This window comes from Shewanella sp. c952 (assembly GCF_019654975.1).
GTDB lineage: Bacteria > Pseudomonadota > Gammaproteobacteria > Enterobacterales > Shewanellaceae > Shewanella.
In genome coordinates, this window is sequence record NZ_BPEW01000006.1 from 149,303 (window position 1) to 165,977 (window position 16,675).

Annotated in this window: 13 protein-coding genes; 5 read left to right on the forward strand and 8 right to left on the reverse strand. The window is 42.9% G+C overall.

All coding sequences use genetic code 11. The annotated features are described in order from the left end of the window. Positions 1-38: 38 nt before the first annotated feature. The gene (locus K5R16_RS06805) at positions 39-2,009 is read left to right on the forward strand and encodes an NERD domain-containing protein kinase family protein (RefSeq protein WP_220736774.1); all 1,971 of its coding nucleotides are present in this window, start codon (positions 39-41) and stop codon (positions 2,007-2,009) included. A gap of 82 nt (positions 2,010-2,091) precedes the next feature. Here the strand turns inward: K5R16_RS06805 and K5R16_RS06810 are convergent, their stop codons facing one another. Continuing rightward, a complete protein-coding gene (locus K5R16_RS06810; RefSeq protein WP_220736775.1) occupies positions 2,092-2,979 on the reverse strand; it encodes a LysR substrate-binding domain-containing protein in 888 nt (295 codons plus the stop codon). A 121-nt stretch (positions 2,980-3,100) separates the two neighbouring features. Between K5R16_RS06810 and K5R16_RS06815 the strand changes: the two genes are divergently transcribed. After that, positions 3,101-3,874, forward strand: coding sequence for a TSUP family transporter (locus tag K5R16_RS06815; RefSeq protein ID WP_220736776.1), 774 nt, complete (start codon positions 3,101-3,103; stop codon positions 3,872-3,874). A 172-nt stretch (positions 3,875-4,046) separates the two neighbouring features. Here the strand turns inward: K5R16_RS06815 and K5R16_RS06820 are convergent, their stop codons facing one another. The 4 genes from K5R16_RS06820 to K5R16_RS06835 form a co-directional block, all read right to left on the reverse strand. Next, a complete protein-coding gene (locus K5R16_RS06820; RefSeq protein WP_220736777.1) occupies positions 4,047-5,297 on the reverse strand; it encodes a valine--pyruvate transaminase in 1,251 nt (416 codons plus the stop codon). 496 nt (positions 5,298-5,793) lie between these two features. Then, positions 5,794-7,182, reverse strand: coding sequence for a HAMP domain-containing sensor histidine kinase (locus K5R16_RS06825; protein ID WP_220736778.1), 1,389 nt, complete (start codon positions 7,180-7,182; stop codon positions 5,794-5,796). Next, positions 7,118-7,801, reverse strand: a complete 684-nt coding sequence (locus K5R16_RS06830) for a response regulator transcription factor (protein ID WP_220736779.1) — start codon at positions 7,799-7,801, stop codon at positions 7,118-7,120. The genes K5R16_RS06825 and K5R16_RS06830 overlap by 65 nt, the downstream gene beginning before the upstream one ends. Before the next feature lie 45 nt (positions 7,802-7,846). Beyond that, positions 7,847-8,386 carry a PepSY domain-containing protein gene (locus tag K5R16_RS06835; protein ID WP_220736780.1) on the reverse strand — a complete coding sequence of 180 codons (540 nt, stop codon included), beginning with the start codon at positions 8,384-8,386 and terminating at the stop codon, positions 7,847-7,849. A gap of 296 nt (positions 8,387-8,682) precedes the next feature. Here K5R16_RS06835 and K5R16_RS06840 point away from each other — a divergent pair, with 296 nt between their 5' ends. The 3 genes from K5R16_RS06840 (at position 8,683) to K5R16_RS06850 (ending at position 14,474) form a co-directional block, all read left to right on the forward strand. Further along, the gene (locus tag K5R16_RS06840; protein WP_220736781.1) at positions 8,683-9,825 is read left to right on the forward strand and encodes an exonuclease SbcCD subunit D; all 1,143 of its coding nucleotides are present in this window, start codon (positions 8,683-8,685) and stop codon (positions 9,823-9,825) included. Further along, positions 9,822-12,890, forward strand: a complete 3,069-nt coding sequence (locus K5R16_RS06845) for an AAA family ATPase (RefSeq protein WP_220736782.1) — start codon at positions 9,822-9,824, stop codon at positions 12,888-12,890. Before K5R16_RS06840 ends, K5R16_RS06845 begins: the two co-directional genes overlap by 4 nt. Before the next feature lie 297 nt (positions 12,891-13,187). Continuing rightward, entirely contained in the window at positions 13,188-14,474 is a 1,287-nt protein-coding gene (locus K5R16_RS06850) for a peptidoglycan DD-metalloendopeptidase family protein (protein WP_374758383.1), read from the forward strand. A gap of 47 nt (positions 14,475-14,521) precedes the next feature. Here K5R16_RS06850 and K5R16_RS06855 read toward each other — a convergent pair whose 3' ends face one another. From K5R16_RS06855 to K5R16_RS06865, 3 genes are all read right to left on the reverse strand, one after another. Further along, a complete protein-coding gene (locus tag K5R16_RS06855) occupies positions 14,522-14,932 on the reverse strand; it encodes a hypothetical protein (protein WP_220736784.1) in 411 nt (136 codons plus the stop codon). 245 nt (positions 14,933-15,177) lie between these two features. After that, positions 15,178-15,684 carry a M48 family metallopeptidase gene (locus K5R16_RS06860; protein WP_220736785.1) on the reverse strand — a complete coding sequence of 169 codons (507 nt, stop codon included), beginning with the start codon at positions 15,682-15,684 and terminating at the stop codon, positions 15,178-15,180. 111 nt (positions 15,685-15,795) lie between these two features. Beyond that, positions 15,796-16,239: a DUF3010 family protein gene (locus K5R16_RS06865; protein ID WP_220736786.1), complete on the reverse strand. Its 444-nt coding sequence runs from the start codon at positions 16,237-16,239 to the stop codon at positions 15,796-15,798. Between the last annotated feature and the right edge of the window lie 436 nt (positions 16,240-16,675).

Below are 16,675 nucleotides of genomic sequence, written 5' to 3' on the forward strand. Positions count from 1 at the left end.
TGTTGAAGATAATATAATTGCCACTGAAGGAGATAAGAATGGCAAGAATGATTAGTTTTGGAACACCGGTTAATGATGCCGAACGTTGGGCATTCTCCCTGTTGGCTGATGAGCTTCCAGAAGACTATATTTTATTGACCAATGTTGAGATCCCGACTAAATCGGGCCAAGCAATGGAAGTTGATGCGCTCGTTATTGGTGAGTGGGGCGTTTATGTCGTCGATGTTAAAGGTTACATAGGCCGATTAGATGCAGGATTACATGCATGGTCTCTTGATGGACGAGAAGTTGATAATAGCTTAGCTAAAGCAAACTATGTAGCGCGAGTTTTAGCGGGTAACGTCAAGCACAAAATCCCGGTCGGCGTTTATGCTCCTTGGTGCCAAGGTATGGTGTTTATTACTGGGCGAAAAGGCGAAGAGATTGAACTTGAGAAGCATCAAGGCTCATTAAGTATCTACACGCCAAAGCAGATAGTCGCAGCCCTTACCAAAGAGTGGGGCCTTACTGCGCCGAGAAAACACCAAGTCACCGATACTCAGAAAGAATTGGTACTTGAAACAATCGGCCAAGTGGCAATTGTTGAGCAACGAAACAACAAAATTCAAGATTTTACCAAACTAAAATGTTTGTTTATTCAAAGTGGTCTAGAAGTATGGCAAGCCGAATATAATCCAGGTGAGTGGACTGCACCTTGGTTGTTGAAAGTATTGATCCCGACTCAGTTTGCAGATCGCAGCCAATCTGAAACCCATGAGGCTCAGTTAAGAAGCGAATTTCAACGTTTACAGGCGCTATCAGGCTGCAGTGGCGTACCGTATTGTGCGCCGTTAATACAAGATGGTGAGCAATTAGTGCTGCCTATTCGAATGCCTCGTGGTGTGCCGCTCAATGTACTTGAATCTGAACAGATGACCACATATCAGTTACTGGAGATCCTGCGCCGAAGTGTGTCTGGATTGCAGCAGATCCATCGCCGCGGTTTCACGGTCAGCGGCTGGACGAGTAATTGTGTATTTGTGACAGACATGGGTGATGTTGAGTTTATCGATATTAAGGACACATTGAGTGTTAGCAGCGATATTAAAGCTTACGCGCAAGGTTTCTTGGCGCTGGCGGAGCAAACAAAACAGCCTCGAGTTTACCAGTGGTACAGAGCAGCTGTTGCGGGTGAAACAACCGATTTAGATGCATTGCGATGCGATCTGTCAGCTTTGATTGATCAAGGAGTGTGTGACACGGTTCCAGAAAAGATTGATGTTACCAAAGGGGCAATCATTGATCACCACTTTGAGTTACAGCAGTTTATTGCAGCCACTAGCACGAGTCAGTTTTGGCGTGCTAAACACCTGCAAGGCCAGTATCAGTGTGGTGTGTCAATATACAGCAGTGTAGAAGCGACTTGGCCAATGTTGAGTAACATCTACCGAAGCTTGGCCAAAGTGTACCACCCTCATATAGAGAAAGTGCTTAGTTTTGGACAGTTACCGCAAAGTGAAGAGTTGTTCATAGCCAGAGCTTGGGAGTATGGGGTCTCAATTGATGAGCTTACCGATATTGAACTGGGTCAACCGATAATGTGGTTTACACAGTTAATTACTGGTTTGCAGTATATGCATCAAATGGATATCTACCACGGCGCCATTTGTCCTAAAAATATAATCTGTAACCCCAATAAGGCAATTTTGGTAAATTTCGGAATAGGTTTAGATATCGCTGCAAGTCATTACGCAAGTCAATATGCTGATCCTACACTTTGGGATGTTGAGGGGCCGGCAGAGAAAGATCTTTATGGTTTGGTGGCGAGCTTTATCGATGCATTAACTCCAGGCAACCTAAAGGGCGATTTAGGACAAGCTGGGATCATACAAGCACTTGATGCATTTGACCGAGAATGGTTCGGAGAGGCACTCTATGATGTGTGCCAAAAGGTATTACGCTTCGAGATAAATATACAACCTGGGATGAATTACTTAGAGTTGTTTGATCTCACTGAAGAGGAGTTTTAGAGCTAGAGAGTGTCCTCATCCTACTTCGGTGATTATGCTGAAGTAGGTCGGGGATAACAGTCCCTAATTAAAGCCCGCTTTATCAATTACGATAAGGTTGAAAGATTTCCAGTAACCAATCAATAAATGATTGTACCTTTAAAGATAGGTTGCTCGATTTTGGCGTTAATAAGTAATAACTGTATGGACTGGTAAATTTTGCATCAAAGGGGATCACCAGTTTGCCACTCGCGAGTTCATCTTCAATAAAGAAACGCGGAATGAGAGCCACTCCCATACCACTCGCAGCAGCTTGGCTCAGCATATAAAAATGCTCTACGCCAAACTTGTTCTCGGTGGTGAGATTTATGCCGACATCTTCAGCCCAGACATTCCAAAGATCGGGCCGAGTCGTGTGTTTGAGCAGTGTCATTTGATTGATGGCTTCCAAAGAGGATAGTTGCAGGCTCATTTCTGGCGAACAAACAAGGCAAAGATCTTCATCCATCAACTTCATTACATTGGCGCCTTTCGGTGCACTTGTGGCGCTGCGCACTGCGATGTCGTACTTCGCACTGCTGAAATCAACCTCAAAATCACCAATCGAGAGATCAACATAAAGATGTGGAAAGCGCGTTTTAAACTGCTCCATTCTAGGAATAAGCCAGCTGATGGTTAAACTTGGCAACACATTAATCGCCAGTGTTTGTGCCTGTAATGGCTGAATCATCAAATCAGCGCTAGCGCTATTTATTGTTTGCAGCGCTGATTGAACGCTGACGAAGTACATTTCACCCTCATCAGTGAGTCTTAGGCTGCGGTGTTGCCGTATAAAAAGCGGCATGCCTACATACTCTTCTAATATTTTTACTTGTTTGCTAATAGCACCATGGGTGACATATAGTTCTTTGCTAGCAAGCGTAAAACTCATGAGCCTCGCAGCAGATTCGAATGCTCTTAGTGAGTTAAGTGGCGGAAGATGTGCGTACATTCGTCATACCTTATTAATGCTTGTGTGAGTTTTGCTCACGCTAAATATACGATAACTCCTTTGTGTTTCTACTGCAAACCTCGTTTAATAGCTGCACTTAATGATTTGGGCTCTAATCTGAATGACAATCGAACTTACTCTAGAGTTAATTGCTCTACTATTTTTTGTGGCAATGCTAGCCGGTTTTATCGACGCAATTGCTGGAGGAGGCGGTCTGTTAACTATTCCGGCCCTTATGTGGGCGGGATTACCACCAACAGCAGCGCTAGCTACCAATAAGTTACAGGCCTGCGGCGGAAGTTTTTTTGCCAGTATGTATTTCGTTCGTAAAGGCCTCGTTAGCCTGGCAGATATGAAGCTCAGTATTGCCTGCGCGTTTGTTGGTGCCGCTCTTGGCACTATTGCTGTGCAGATGATAGATACTGCGTTTCTTGAGGTGATGTTGCCGTTTCTTATTCTAGGGATTGGTGCTTACTTTCTATTCTCAAAGAAAATCAGCGAAGAGGACAAGCATCAAGTACTTACGCCTGCAGTTTTTGCCTTTACAGCGGCGTTAGGCGTTGGTTTTTATGACGGTTTTTTTGGCCCCGGCACTGGTAGTTTTTTTGCTTTAGCATTTGTGTCACTTGCAGGTTTTGGTTTAGCAAAAGCGACAGCCCATGCCAAGGTACTTAACTTTTCCACCAATATTGCATCACTAACTTTCTTTGCCATCGGCGGTAAAGTTTTCTGGATGCTTGGCGCAGTCATGCTTGTTGGTCAAGCAATAGGAGCAACATTAGGGTCGCGTTTAGTGGTCACTAAAGGTACCAAAATAATCAAGCCATTGGTGGTTGTTATGTCTATTGCCATGAGCGTAAAGCTACTGTCTGATCAATATGGAATTTTTTCTTAAATTGTTATATTGCATTGCTGCCCCGTATTAGAAAGCTTTCTACATTAGGGCATTACATTACCGAAGTGGTACGAGTTTTTGACTAAAGGTGTTTGGCATTCATTGTCGTATTAAATTGCGCTGCAGATAAGTAAAACAGAGCTTATATGATCTATAAGCTCTGTTTAGTAATCTATGCTTGTTTATACGCCTTAATCACTTCTTCAGCGATTATCGCAATTCCAGCGCGCATTTTGTCTTCATCCTGAACGTAGTTCATCCGCAAACACTGATGTGCGTGTGACCAGTCCTCTTTTTGACCAAAGAAGAAATACTCACCAGGAACAATCAATACGCCACGCTCTTTAAGGCGGCGATAAAGTTCCATAGTCGTTATCGGCAGTTCATCGAACCAGAGCCAGAGAAACATTGCCCCTTCGGGTTTATGTATTTTGAATCGTTTATCAGTAATTGACTGCTGCAGTAATGACAGCGCAAATTCAGATTTTTGCTGATAAAAAGGTTTAATAACCGATTCACTTAAGCGCAGTAGATCGCCAGATTCAATCATGTGCTTGGCAATCGCAGGTCCGAAACCTCCAGGTGCTAGACTGATGATGCCATTAAGGTTGGTCAATGCTTGTGTTATCTTTTCACTCGCTATCACGATGCCGCAGCGAACGCCTGGCAACCCCAATTTTGATAGGCTCATACATAAGATGGTATTGCTGTTCCAAAAAGGAGTAACCTCCTCAAAAATGATATTTGGAAACGGCGTACCGTAGGCATTGTCGATGATAAGTGGTATGTCATTATCACGGGCTAATTGATCGAGCTTGGCGACTTCGGCGTCAGTCAGTACATTCCCCGTTGGGTTAGTGGGGCGAGATACACATATTGCTGCCACGGAGTCATCAACCTTTAGTTGCTCAAAGTCGACATGGTATTTAAATAGGCGGTTATCGAGTTGCTCAATTTCAGGACGGTAAGAGACAAAGATATCATCATCTAAACCCGCATCATTATAGCCAATATATTCAGGTGCTAAAGGCAGTAGAATTTTTTTGTGGCTGCCATCAGTTTGCTTGCCTGCGAGCAGATTAAATAAGTAGAAAAATGCACTTTGACTGCCATTAGTGAGACTGATATTTTTTTCGCTGATCTCCCAGCCGTAGGTCTCTTTAAGTAAGTTTGCCAACGCCTTTAAGAAAGTATTTTTCCCTTGAGGACCATCATAATTACCTAAGGCTGCTACAAGTTCGCCATTTGCTAGCATTTCTGCTGATGCTTGATGAAAGTAATCTTGCATTGCAGGAATGCTGGCAGGGTTGCCGCCTCCCAGCATAATCGCACCGGGTGTGCGCAGTCCGTCGTTAAGATCTTGCATCAACTGGTTAATGCCGGAGTTACGATTAAATTTCTCACCAAACTTTGAATACTGCATGAAAACGATACCTGAAAATGACGAAAGGGTTTATCTGAGCCTGTAGTAACAATATTCACCGACAAACGCACTGATTTTTTTATTTAATAGTGACTAATTTGCAATGGGTCATGTTTTGTAGGATAAATCGTAAATTATTTGTCCACATTACAGTATTAGCCATTAAAGCGGTCAATGTTAGTCGTTAAGCTTGATTGTCTTACCTGAGCTGACTTTGTTTACCACTTTAATTTGCAGATTCTAATCGTGGAGTACACTGTGAATGGCATAATCTGCCCCAGAGCAAGTTCATCATTGCACTTTTTTCTGCAGTCGGCATCTCCATTTCTAAGGCAATTCTTCTTTGTTGCTAACTCTATAACCACATATTTTTACTCTTGTTGGTACAACCTGTCACTATGGCGGACCATTCTCCAAGCAGGATGGTTGAACTTATTAATGCCAAAGCGCAATAAAAGTGCAGAGTAAGCGACAAGTCGATAATTCTGAGTAGCACTCAATCCTGAAATGTAATTTGAACAGCGAGCCCTGGCTTATTATCCAACAACTCAATGGTGCCACTATGCAGTTGTATTATGGCTTTTACTAAGGTTAAACCGAGGCCAAAACCAGCTACTCCACGGCTTTTTTCAATGCGATATAACCGCTGAAAGACTTTCTCTTTTTCGCTATCGCTGATCCCAGGGCCATTATCGCTAATGATAAATCCGTTAGGCGTCAATCTCGCTTCAATTTGTGCATTAACACCTGCATATTTACTGGCGTTTTCTAATAGATTGTATATGGCACGAAACAGTAAAGTGGCATCACCTTGGATTGATAAAGGAGACGGTAGCTGCAGAGTCACAAGTTGTTGCTTCTCTTCAGCAAGAGGCTCGATTAAGTCGACTGCGTCGATGATGACTTGTTGTAAATCAACTGTAGCGAAATTTTGGCTATTGTCCTCGCGTTGCTGCTGCAATCGAGTAAGTTCTAACATTGAACTAAAGGTGAACAATACCCCATCAAGTTTACTTTGCATCGATTCCAATGATTCAGTCGGCAGGTTTTTAAGCTGCTTATCCAATATTTCTGATTCAATTTGTTGCCTTAAATGGCTAAGGGGGGTACGTAAATCATGGGCTATAGCATCAGTTATACCCGCTATAGTTTCAAAAGAATGCTGCAATTGGTTAAGCATAGTATTGATATGTAATGCCATGTGATCGTATTCATCATTCTGCTTTGATACCGCAACCCGCGCGCTAAGATGACCTGCTTCAACTTGCAACGCCACTTGGTTAAAACCATTGATACGTTTTAACACTCGTATGGAGAATACCAAGCCTGTTATTAGGCCTAACAAGATTGCCAAACACAAAGCTATCGCAGACGCGCTAATGAATTGTGCTTTAAGCTCATATAATGATTCATCATCGACCGCGACAATGAGCTTTCCAGAGCCTAAAGGCTGTGCACAACCAGAAACCAGTCTAATTTCATCGTATTGATCTAACCAAATAGGGAAGCGGCCCAGGCTTGGGCATTGAGGTAATGCAGGGGCTTCACTCAATCTACCAATAGATTGTTGTTTAGTTTGATAGCTTAAGATGTATTGCCTTGAACTTTGAGCTTGTAGTTCAAATTGTTCAATAAATTGTGCAGTCGTCAATTGCTCAGCAAGTAATGATTGTTGAGCAATAATATTTGTCATTTGTAATTGTTGTTGGCGGTTCATTTGACCAATGCTTAATTGGTACAGTACAACAAGCAATATGGCGACTACTGATAGTAATAAGCCTGTATATAAACGGGTTAAACGCCATACTGAGTGAGCTGATTTAACCCTGTTCCACCATACGGTAACCAACACCACGTACTGTTTCAAGAAGGGAGGGAAGACCATCAAATTCTACCTTTTTTCGTAACCTTGCCATATGCACATCAATCACATTAGTTTGTGGATCAAACTGATAATCCCAAACGGCTTCAAACAGTAATGAGCGAGACACAACTTGTCCGCTATGCTCCATTAAATAACGTAGTAGCTTAAACTCTTTCGGCTGAAGAATGACTTCATTTGTTCCTCTGAATACTTTTCGAGACAGAAGCTCCATCTTTAGATCCGCGACCTGCAAAACGTTGGTTTGTTTGTCACTATTCGACCCTTTACGGTGAATCAATATCTCAATACGCACTAGCAATTCAGAAAGAGCAAAAGGTTTGATCAAGTAGTCATCACTGCCCTCGCGCAGTCCTTTTACTCTTTCAGAAACGCTGTCTAAAGCACTTAGAATTAAAACGGGAGTTTGCTTGCCCGCATTTCTTAACGTGGTTAATACCGTTAAACCGTCTAGTTTAGGTAGCATCCGATCGAGTAAAATTAATTGGTAGTCGCCTTCAAGGGCTAAAAATAAACCATCTTGGCCATTTTCAGCCAAATCAACTTCATAACCCTGCTCTTTAAGGGCTTTTTGTAAGTATTGCCGAGTTGTTAGGTTATCTTCAATAACAAGAATTCGCAAAAATACTCCTAAGGGGAGTCTATCTCCCCCATAAAATAGACTGAATTAGCGCTTCATGACAGGTATAACTTTACCTGTTGTGACATCTACAATGACGCGTGTTAGGCCTTGTTCACCCATTAATTTAAATTTATAGAAAGTAATGCCTTTTTTATTTTCTAACTCAAATTCAATGATATCAGCAGTGTATTTTAGTTTTAATTGGGCAATGGTTGCGCTTAAGTTAAAGTTTGATGCTTGTAATTCTTGTAGCGCTAAAAGATCCTCATCATCTAATCGACTTAAACCATTTTTAGTCTTGTGTTTTAGCACTGCACCATCAGTGAGGCTTATTTCAATTTTATGTTTTTCTTCCGCTTTAAGGTTAACGGCTTCAATTTCGTAGGTCGCTTGATTATTATGATCATCAATTTCAAATTCGACTATGTGTTTAGCATAATCTGCAGTGACCTTATCGACAGCCTGCTCTAAGCTAAAATTCGCTCGTTGTAATGCCAATGTTGCTAAAGCATCGTCTTCTTTATCGGCAAAGGCTGCGAGTGGTGTGAAAGCCAATGCAATACAGATTAATTTAGTACATTTCATTTTGTTATCCTAATGAGTTGTTTGCTGAGAACTGAATTGTACGTTGTGCTCCTTGCACCAACGTGGATGATTCATTACAAAAAGTTAATGCTAGAAACAGGAGTAAATGCCCCCAATTTCCCTATAGGCGTCATTGGGTTTTCTTAAGTGCTAAAGTAAGATCTAATAGAAGCATACTGGTCTAAAGCCCTTTCAACAATATAAGCAACCAAGGTGGGCAATCACACTTGTATAGCAAAGAGGCTTTTCTTACTATAGAAGCCTCTCTCATCTCCTTCATTTATAAACGAGAATGCATGAAATTCATCCACACTTCTGACTGGCATATTGGCAGACAATTACATAATCAGTCGCTACTCGACGATCAACGACATGTCTTGCTGCAAATTATCGAAATGGCAAAAGAGAAAGATGTCGATGCGCTGATCATTGCTGGTGATATATATGACCGCTCAGTGCCACCAGCAAATGCGGTGGCATTGCTTAATGAAGTGTTAAACACCTTGGTTAATGAGCTTAAAATATCAGTCATTATGATAGCTGGTAATCATGATGGCCATGAGCGTTTAGGTTTTGCTTCAAGGCAGATGCAAGAAAGTGGACTGCATATTGTGGGGCCTTTAAGCGCTTCTTTAAATCCTATAAAGCTGAAAGGAAAGCAGGGCTGTGCCATGTTTTATCCGCTTCCTTATGCTGATCCTGCCATGGTGCGGCATGTGTTTGAGTGTGAAGTCAGCACCCATGAAGAGGCGATGAAAAAACTGCTTGAACAAGTGACAGAACATGATGCTAAAGAGTTACCAAAAGTGGTGATCAGCCACTGCTTTTTAGATGGTGGCACTGAGTCTGATTCAGAAAGGCCAATAAGCATCGGCGGCGCAGATAAAATATCACCAAGTCTATTTTCTGATTATCAATATACAGCCTTAGGGCATTTGCATGGTCCTCAATATAAAGGCAGTGAGCAGATCCGATATTCTGGCTCGCCGTTGAAATATTCTTTTAGTGAACAAAATCAGAAAAAGTCAGTCACGCTGGTTGAATTTGACTCAACTGGCACAGCAGATATTAGCCTGCTGCCTTTAAGCGCCATGCGGGATGTTCGCATCGTTGGAGGACTGTTATCGGATATCCTACTCGCAGGTCAAACTGACCCGAACAGAGATGATTACCTAATGGTGCGCCTGCTAGATAAAAGCGCCATTCTCGACGCGATGGGTAAACTACGCGCGGTGTACCCCAATGTACTGCACCTTGAACGAACTGGACTAATGGCACAAAACCAGCAACTTGATATTGGCAAAGAGCATATCAAAAAAGGTGAACTGGATATGTTCAGTGACTTCTTCTCTCAAGTATATGGTGAGTCGTTAACTGAGGAGCAACACAGTGCCATTGTCGACACTATTGATTCCCTGCATAAGGGAGAGCAAGCGTGAGACCTATTAATTTAACAATGTCTGCATTTGGGCCGTTTAGTGGCCAGCAAGTGACAGATTTTGAAGCACTCGGCAGCCATCCACTGTTTTTGATTAATGGTCCGACGGGTGCGGGTAAGACAACACTGCTCGATGCAATCTGTTTTGCGCTATACGGTAAAACAACCGGTGATGAGCGTGAGGGCAGCCAGATGCGCTGCGATAATGCCAATGATGATTTGCTGACAGAGGTCACTTTTACGTTTGCATTGGCTGACAATCAATATCGTATTCGCCGGGTACCAGAGCAACAGCGAGCGAAGAAAAGTGGCGATGGCTATACGGTACAAAAGCCTGAAGCGCAGCTTTATAAGCTGGATGCAGATGGCAAAGAGCATCTACTGGTACCGAGTAAAGTGTCTGAAGCCACAGCAGAAATTGAGCAACTGACCGGACTCGATGCCGATCAATTTCGGCAAGTAATGGTGTTACCTCAAGGTAAATTTAGAGAGCTGCTAATGGCTGACTCTAAAGATCGAGAGAAAATATTTAGCCAGTTATTCCAGACGCAAATTTATCGCAAAATAGAAGACAAGCTTAAGTTTAAGGCTGCAGCAATAAAAGGCGCTGTGCGGGATCACCGTAATAAACGAGACGGTATGTTGCACAATATCGCAGTGGAGTCAGATGAAGCGCTGTCAAACGAGCTTAATAACCTTGAGCCACAACTTGCAGTGGCAGCCGAACAAAAGGAAACCGCCAAGCTGGCTTTGATTGAGGTTAATAAGCAGTTTGAAATGGCTAAACTACTGCTAAGTGATTTTGAACATTTAAATAAACTTAAGCAAGTTGCTGCTGAATTAGCCACGCGTAAAGAGACAGTGGATCTGCAGCAATCGAGTCTAGACGCTGGTCAAAAGGCACTGCTGCTTAAACCCGTGCTTGATATGTCTTTAGCACGCGATACCGAAGCATCGCAAGCTCAGCATGTGGTAGTGCAGGCGCAATTAACTAAACAGCAAGCAGAGCGCGTATTAGCGCTCAGCTTAACTCAATTTAATAGTTTGTCGGAACTAGAGCTACAGCTACAACAAACTCAAAATGAGCAACAGCAGCTAGCTCAACTAGTACCTCAGCTTCAGGGGCTCGATAGTGCGCAAAATGCCTTGGCTCTCGCAACCACTCAGCGCGAGCAGGCAAAACAAAAAGGAGTTAACGCTAAAGCGGCGCTTGATGCGTTATTAGCCGAAAGACAAACGGCGCAGCAACAACTACCGCAATTGGAATTAGTCGCTGCAGATTTGGTGAATGCTCAACAAGCACTTAGTGGGCACACTGAACTAATGGAACGCTTTGTTCATTGGCAAAAAGCCAAGTCTGAAGTAGAGATCACGCAGACTGCTTTGCTAGCCGCAAAAGCGCAAGGTCAGCAGTGTAGGCAGCTATTTACACAATCGCAGACTCAGCATCAAACATTAAAGTTAGTTTGGCACCGCGGGCAGGCAGCGATATTAGCCCAACAGTTAAGTTCTGGTCAGCCGTGCCCTGTTTGCGGCAGTGCTGAGCATCCTAACCTTGCTCAAAGTGAGCAGCAATTGCCGACTGAAGAGCAGCTGCAACAAGCTCAATATGCGGAGGAACAAGCTGCGGAGGCTCTCACTCAAGCTAGAGCTAAATACTCAGGCCTCAGTACTAAACTGCAAGAGCAAATAAAAGTTGCTGATGAGCTGAAGCAAAGAATTGAACAGACCGTCGCTGATAGTGCTGTGATATCTGCTGAGCATCTTAGCGAACAACAACAAGCGTTTAAAAAGCAGGTTGAGAGCGGAAGCCATGCAACACAGCATCTAGCAACATTAAGAGAGCAGCTGCAAACTTGGCAAGTTAAGGAGCAGGCGCTGCGAGTTGCACTTGATGCTGAGCGCGAGATTTACCAAGGGGTACAGACACAAGTTGCCACATTGCAGGGGCAATTAGAGCAGCTTTTAGCGGCTATTCCAGAGCAATATCGCACTGTCGATTCGCTGAATAGCGCAATAGCTAAATCTAATGAACGGTTTAGCCAGCAACATAAAACCATAAACGCTATTCGTCAATCTCACACTCATTCGCTGGAGCAAGATGCATCAGCCAAAGCAGCGCTGGCAAGTGCTGAGGTCAATCTGCAACAAGCGACTGAACTTGCTGATAAAGCGCTGCAAGCGCTGAATGAACAGCTTATATCATCGGGCTTTAGTGAGCTAGAGGCATTAATGCAAGCACTGCTGCCGGAAGCGCAGCTACAGCAACTCGCTGCCGAGATAAATCAATATCAACAAGATTGTGTAGCCAACCAAGCTAATTTGGCGCAGTTACATGAAAAACTGCAGCAACAATCTAAACCTGAATTGGACAATATTGCTGCTCAAATGAGCCAATTGCAAACAGAACAACAGCAAGCCGAGCAGGGGTGGCAAGCGTTGCAAGGGCGCGTTACTCAGCTAACACAAGCTCAAAAACAGCTCAACGATGCTGACTCTCAAGCTAAACAGTTAGAAGATGAGTATGCCATTGTTGGCACTCTGGCTGATGTAGCTAACGGGCAAACTGGCAATAAAGTGAGTTTACAGCGTTTTGTATTGAGCGTATTACTCGACGATGTATTACTTGAAGCGAGTGAGCGCCTGCAGTTGATGAGTAAGGGACGTTACCGTTTAATCCGCAAAGAAGAGCGTGCCAAAGGTAATAAAGCATCAGGGCTGGAGCTTGAAGTGGAAGATGCTTACACCTCAAAGGTAAGGCCTGTGGCGACACTCAGCGGCGGTGAAAGCTTTATGGCTGCACTGTCTATGGCATTGGGGTTATCTGATGTGGTGCAGGCTTATGCTGGTGGTATTAAGCTTGATACCCTATTTATTGATGAAGGTTTTGGCAGTTTAGATCAAGACTCGCTCGACTTGGCCGTTCGCACCTTAATGGATCTGCAATCAGCTGGGCGCATGATAGGTGTTATCTCTCATGTTTCTGAAATGAAAGAGCAGATTGGCACCCGTATCGATATCAACAAGAGTGCCGTTGGTAGCGAAATTTCTATTGTTCTGCCTTAAAGTGATAGTGCTTGCCGTTAGAAACCCGCTTTAAGATTTTAACAAGGCCTAAATATTCGATTTAGGCCTTTTTTGTATCGATTAAGAATCTATATTGACACTTTATTTCATGTCAATTCATCTGTTTGCAGGATTATGACTGATGAATTTCAGGTTAAACATGCAATAAAATTGCTGTTTTGTGCGCTGAAAGAGTTTTTTACAGGGAGATTATTTGGTATAAATTGGCGCTAGCCTTCATTAATAGGGGGCATTCGGCGTGAATGAAACAAATAATAATTCAAGGTTGGACTTAGGTTGCAGTCAGGTAAAATTTCTTTTTTTAAAATGTCGCTTTTTCGTTTTGCAGCTCTGCCTCCTCTGCATCGGAAAATATTAATCGGTTCAGTACTGTTGTTTGGCGCTGCATTTATGCTGCCACAGAACCAACAGTTATTATCACAAAGGATCCCTGTTGAGCTTGATATTGACGCTTTGATCTCGCAGTCAACACCGATACCAGCAATCAATACACTGCTAGATAAACCTAGATTCGAGAAAGTGATTGTTAAAGGGGATACGTTAAGTGGCCTATTTGAACAAGGCGGCGTTGATCAACAAACCATGTATCGTGTGCTAGAGGCAGATCTAAACGTACTTGCACTTGATACATTGCAACCTGGCAATGAGATCAAGTTTTGGCTTGATGAAGCAGACAAGCTTGAGAAGTTAACACTCTATTTTAGCGCGGCTAGACAAGTTACCTATAGCCGTTTTGAGGACGGAACTTTCAATGTTGATGAGGTCAACATTGAGGGCATTTGGCGTAATCGTAGCGTTGCTGGTGAAATAAACGGTTCATTTTATCTTTCAGCACAAAAGATGGGGCTTAACGCCGCGCAGATCCAACGGGTCGAGTCACTATTGAAAGAGAAGCTGAATTTCGCGCGTGATCTGCGTGCAGGCGATAAGTTCTCAGTATTAATCAATGATCAATATATTGACGGGGTGGCTACTGGTGGCAGTGATATCTTGGGTGTGAGTATTGACCGTGGTCATAGCAGCATCAATGCTTATCAGTTTACCGATGGTAATTTTTATGATGAGCAGGGAAGAAGCTTGGCGCGTGCCTTTCAGCGAATTCCACTGCAGCGAAATTATCGTATAAGCTCGCGATTTAATCCACATCGTCATCACCCTGTTACAGGCCGCACATCACCCCATAACGGCACTGATTTTGCCACGCCTATAGGCACTAAGGTTATAGCGCCTGGTGATGGTATTGTCTCTTTGGTTACCGATCATCGATTTGCAGGTAAGTATGTGGTGATCGAGCATGGTAATAAATATCGTACTCGCTATTTACACCTGTCGAAATCTTTGGTGCATAAAGGCCAGCGAGTATCTCGTGGCCAAGTCATCGCGCTTTCGGGCAATACCGGCAGGATCACTGGGCCGCACTTACACTATGAATTTCATATTAATGGCCGAGCGGTTGATCCTATGAAAGCCAAAATCCCAATGGCAAATCAATTATCTAAAAAGCAGATGGGTGCTTTTGAGCAACTCGTGCGGGTGAGAAAGATGATGATGGGACAAGTTTAAGCTGGGTATTTCAAAGGCTAATTAAGTCCATTTTCGACAAAATAAACCTATAAAGCTTGCAGCCGTTGTTGCTGTTTCATCGCACAAAGACAAGCTTTGCCTCTAAGGGCTGGGCAACTCTTACAGGGAGTGGGCTTGTAAGGACGATGGGGGCTTGTACTATTGAGGCTTAATTTGTTGATGAGTTTCAGTGATGAAAACGCACCATTGTCGTTAGCACTGTGCAGTCTTTTATAAGCTATAGGATGTGGGGTGATACTATTGATACTTGCAAGTTTAGCTCGATACTTGAGAATTTTGAGCTGATATTTCTCTATTTTTCGTTGACGCTTATTCTGTGATATTGCACGTTCGATGCAGTTTGTTGCAGTCAAAGACAAGTAAAACCCAAGTTTACGCTGTGATTTAGCTAACTTGTTTTGATATTTGTGTTGATGACTTTGCAGCTTTGGTTTCATGACAACTCGCAATCGAGAGGGTGTTGATCTTACACGGCTGTTTTTGCCGCGGTTTATTGGCTTTTATTACTGCGTTACTCGCTTTTCACTTAGCGAGCAAAGCATCATTGCTCAAGCCTTGCCTTAAAAGCATTATTCTTTACGGTAAATAATCGAACAAACACTAAGCTCGAAAGATTAACCGCCCTAGCCAATTGCTTACATTGTAAATGAAAATCGTTATCAGTTAAAGTGGGTTGTGAAATTTAACGATAGGGGTTTTGATCGGCATCGACGAGGGTTAGCAATAGCCTAAGTTCAAACTCAAGTTGATGATAATCGCCTTCCATATGACAACATAACTGATAGAAAGCTTTGTTGTGTTCTTTCTCTTTTAGGTGTGCAAGCTCATGCACTACCACCATTCTTAGCAGACCTTCAGGTACTTTTTTCAAACGTGAAGAGATACGAATTTCATTCTTAGCTTTGATCTTAGCACCTTGCTTACGGGCAACGTAGGAGTGCAGACCCAGCGCTTGATGCTTTAGGGATATCTTGTCATCAAAGATAACTTTAGCCAGTGGCTGAGATTTACGCAGATATTGGTTCTTTATAGCGATGGTGTAGTCATACAGTGCTTTATCTGTGCGTACCGAATGGATTTCTGGATGTCTTTTCAGTAGTACATCAGCTAGTTTTCCTTGAGATAATAAGGTTTGAACTTGCTGTTGAATCTCGCTTTGGTAACCGTTTAGATAGGGAAGAGGTTGCATAATGAGTTTAGTAAATTAAGGGGATATTACGAAAGGGACGATGGCATCTAGCCTGGCCTTTAGCAATTAATTTGCTTAAAGGTTTACGTCCCTAGCTGTATTTCTCTGTTACTACTCTTCTTCTACCTTGAAGATGGTTAAGTTATGAGAAGCATAAGCCGCTTCGAAAGCATTCTTTTGGAATCGCTTAAGCCCAAGACCTTCAAAGTCAACTTGTGGCGGATTACGCTTGAGCTGTGCTTTAATGATAACAGGGGAGATGAGTGTTACAGGCAGTGTTAATACCTGAATAGCAGCCTCAAGTTTAAAACTGGTTATGCTACCAGCACCTTTACCTTTTTGTTCGCGTTCAATGATGACAACTTCATCAACACGGTAATCTTCTAGAAGTTTACCAAAGGCAAAGTGAAACTCTCGAATCGTCTCGGTTTGCGCTGAGTTTGAAATAGCGAATGATTTCTGACGGCAATCAGGCACATTATAGGTTTCGCCTTCATAACTTAATAAACTGATGATGGCTTCGCCACCTTTTAACTCTACGCCACAAACTCTCATGATAAACCTTAACAATAACAATATTGCGCATATTGTAGCGTTATTTTGCTCAGTGGTCAGCGTTTAGCATTAGCATATTGCAAATATATTTTGGTTTGTTGTATGACATTTCAGCTAACTTCATTTAAATGAGTGGCAATGAAATACGTTAAGGCGTCACTCGGTCTAGTAGATGATACCAACTCCATAAAGAGTTGCTCATTCAGCGGGAGTTAAAATCACTTTAGACAAGTAAGTGGCTTATCGCTAATCGTTATTCTATATCGAATGCCAGATGCGCTGTATTAAGTGATGTCTCCATGCCTTTAATATCAGCCGCACGTTGTGAGCGTCTCAGGACTTTCACTGCTGCGTTGCATTGTCTCAAAAGGGAGTAACCCTTTCTTCCACAATGCGCCTTGAATTGAAAGCGCTGAGAAAGCACTGAACTGAGTAT